Raw genomic sequence first — 3,117 nt, forward strand, 5'->3', positions numbered from 1 at the left:
CCTTACATTCCCATACCAAAATTTGTTTGTTTTTTAGATGTTTTGGCATTCGTTTTAGAATTAGGTTGGGAGTTAGATAGAGTTTGATTGGTTAAGCCACTTTTGAGTTGGATTTCTGCTTTTTTGTGTTCTAGATTTTTTTGCTCTAAATATTGTTTCTCATCGGGGTTAAGTTCGATTTTGAGTTGGTTTTTAATTGTGAGACCTAAATCTTTATCCAGCAAGTTTTGATTGCCTAAAGCATAAGCTAAACCACTTTTGATTAATTTTTGATGTTCTGCTGTGAGTCTGCTTGGTTCTTTGTTTAAAAGCTTCAATAAGACTTTCATCTCATTTTCTTTCATTTGAGTTTTAGAGTAAATCAAAAATTCTTTTTTAAATTGGTCTTTTCCAATTGCCATTTGTTCATTTTGAATTTTTAATTTATCGAAAAAATCAAGCAAAGGAGCAACATCAGATTTATCATTAGATTGATTAGGCTGATTGGAATTTTCAAGTTTTTCTCCACTAGGTGTTTGGGGTGAATTGTCTTTTGATATAGGATTTGGATTTTGATTGTTTTGTGTTATAATATTTTCTGGCATTAAAGATAAATCTTTATGATTAGAAAGATCTTTAATTTCATATTGAAAATTATCAATGAAAGCTTTGCTTTCTTTTTGATAATTTTGAATATTGCCAATATTCCAATCCCAGTGAAATCCTAAATCGTTACTATTTATTTGTTTGGATTTTATCATTTCTGAAAAATCAGTTTGGCTTAAATTGATTTTAGAACTTAATAGAATGTCACCTTTGACATTAAATCCTAAAAATTCCATACCAACACCAATTTCATTGCTTAAAGTCTTTAAATAAGATTTTGCATAATCCTTTGCAAAATCATTGATTTTTTCTTGAGGCAAAATCGCTTTTCTTGAAAAGACTTTGGGTGAATTTCCACTTAAATCAATATCTTTTATAATATTAAGTTCTAAAAGCTTTTGATTGTTTTCAGAACTCTCCTGTGCTTGTTTGATAAATTCATTAATATTTTTTTTCAACGTTGATTTAAAATGAGTTTTTGGAAATGGTAGTACAAAGGTTTTAGCAGGGGTATTGGTATTTTCCATAATTTCTTGTGTTTGATTGGCGGGGGTATCAATAGACTTGATTTCTTGTTTTGGTTCTATTTGTATTTTTTCAGTTTCTGTCTTTAGCGTATTTTCTTTTTCTTGCAGATTTTTTAATTCCTCTTTAAAGACTTGAATAAAATTATTATTATTGATATTTTCATTTTCTTTGAGTTGGTTGATTTCTTTCATTAGTTGTTCAAAAAAAACATCTTTGTTTTTTCCCATTAAGCGATAAAAATACATAAAACTTTGTAAAAATTCATCAACATTTCGATTCATATTTTTTCCTTTTTGTGAATCAAAGAGTGCAAGTACTCTTTGATTCTTTGATTGATATTTGTTTGTTTGGTATCCAACTACATTGACATTTCAGAATTTTTAGTCATCTTTTTAGTCTGCGACTTTTTGACTTCTGCTTTTTTGGCTGTAACAGCTTTTACTTCTGATTGGATTTTAGGAGAAATGGGTTTTTGAGCTTCTGTTTGACCTACATTTTTTAAATATTCATTAAGCTCTTTTTGATTTTTAATCGGCTTGTTTTCATAGACTTCTACGCCTCCTGTGATTTTAACATCACCATAGATTAAGGTTTCTGATCCAACAACAGATTTGTGATAGGCTTTTGCATTATCAGACAATTTTGCACCATTTAAAACTATTGCACTATCATAAATCCAAGCATTGCCATTATGGGATAGATTTGATTCATCCTCTACAAAACCACCTTTATCACCTGCCTTAACATCATCAAAGTCTCTTAAAGCTTCAATTCTAAAAAGCTTTGTTTGTTTATATTCTACTGATTCATTTGTTAGTTTGTATTTTTTGTCTTCTTGATTCTTTTCTTGTCCGATATTTGGGGCATTTTCTTTTAATTTTTCATTAATGATTCTTTCAACTTCTTGCTTTTGAGTTTCATTTAATTTCATAGGGGGTTCATAAGCCACATCATTATTTTGTGCAATCAAATATCCTTTGATTTGCTCTGCAGTTGCTTTATGAAGTTTGTTTTCAATATCTCCAAAGATTAGATGTGATTTTGAATGATCAAAATCTTTATTGTTCCATAGTATTGCTTTATGCAAGAATTCTTTTTTTATTGGCTTCATCTTGTTTTTATCCAATGTTTTAAATACATCAACATTATAAAGAAATTTAGATTCCAATGTGGGCTTGATTGCCACTTTTTCAGTTTTCATTTGTATATAAGGTTGGTTTGTTTGAAGATTGATTTTTAAATTGCCATCTTTATCAAGTTGTGGTTCATAAACATATCTGAATAATGGTTCTTGCGTATGCTTATCAAGTCTTTGATTGCCATCTTTATCAAGCAGTGGGATTTTATTGCCATTTTCATCAAGTTCATAAACAGGAATATATTCAAAAGCTTTGATAAAACTGATTTTAGCTTTTGGAATGCTATTGTCTTGAAAGATACTATCAATTTCTTTTTCATCTACTTTTAGCTGTTTTGCTTCAGCTAGACTTAACCAAACATTGCTTTGATAGTTACCTTGCTTTTGTTTCAAATCAAGAACTAAAGAATTCAAGCCATTATAAGGCACACCATTTAAGCCGTTATAAGCTCTATTAAATGTTTCTACTTTTTCTAAGAATGGAGCATATTGTCCTTTCATTGCCATTGCAACTTCATAAACAATATAATTTCCAAATGTATCTTTTTTCTCTTCTAAGCTCATTTCAGCCCAAGATTTTTTTTCTTGCTCATTCATTGTCATCTCCTCTTGTTAATTCAATTTTTGCTTCTAAATCTGCTTTAGCTTCAAGTTCGTTTTGAAGCTCTATTCCATAATTTGCTAATGCAATAAACTCTTCTTTTGTTAAAGCAATCCTTGTTTCTAATGCCCTTAAATCTGATAAATTTGATGGATTCATCATTGACTCCTGAAATTTTGGTGATTTCAAACCAAAGTAAGTTCATTCAAATAATGAATTTTTGATTTGATGGGGGAATGTTAATGGAAATCAAAATCTTAAAAAA

General features: G+C 29.2%; 3 protein-coding genes. All 3 read right to left on the bottom strand.

Features of this window, described 5'->3' with window-relative positions; genetic code table 11:
- Positions 1-2: 2 nt before the first annotated feature.
- The 3 genes from BKH41_RS09470 to BKH41_RS09900 all read right to left on the bottom strand — a co-directional run bounded on the left by BKH41_RS09470 (position 3) and on the right by BKH41_RS09900 (position 3,011).
- The gene (locus BKH41_RS09470; protein WP_095299409.1) at positions 3-1,394 is read right to left on the bottom strand and encodes a hypothetical protein; all 1,392 of its coding nucleotides are present in this window, start codon (positions 1,392-1,394) and stop codon (positions 3-5) included.
- A gap of 77 nt (positions 1,395-1,471) precedes the next feature.
- A complete protein-coding gene (locus BKH41_RS09685) occupies positions 1,472-2,848 on the bottom strand; it encodes an ArdC-like ssDNA-binding domain-containing protein (RefSeq protein ID WP_180762809.1) in 1,377 nt (458 codons plus the stop codon).
- Positions 2,841-3,011: a hypothetical protein gene (locus tag BKH41_RS09900; RefSeq protein ID WP_180762810.1), complete on the bottom strand. Its 171-nt coding sequence runs from the start codon at positions 3,009-3,011 to the stop codon at positions 2,841-2,843. The genes BKH41_RS09685 and BKH41_RS09900 overlap by 8 nt, the downstream gene beginning before the upstream one ends.
- Positions 3,012-3,117 lie beyond the last annotated feature (106 nt).

Origin of the sequence: Helicobacter sp. 12S02232-10, assembly GCF_002272895.1 — a bacterium.
Taxonomy (GTDB): domain Bacteria; phylum Campylobacterota; class Campylobacteria; order Campylobacterales; family Helicobacteraceae; genus Helicobacter_J.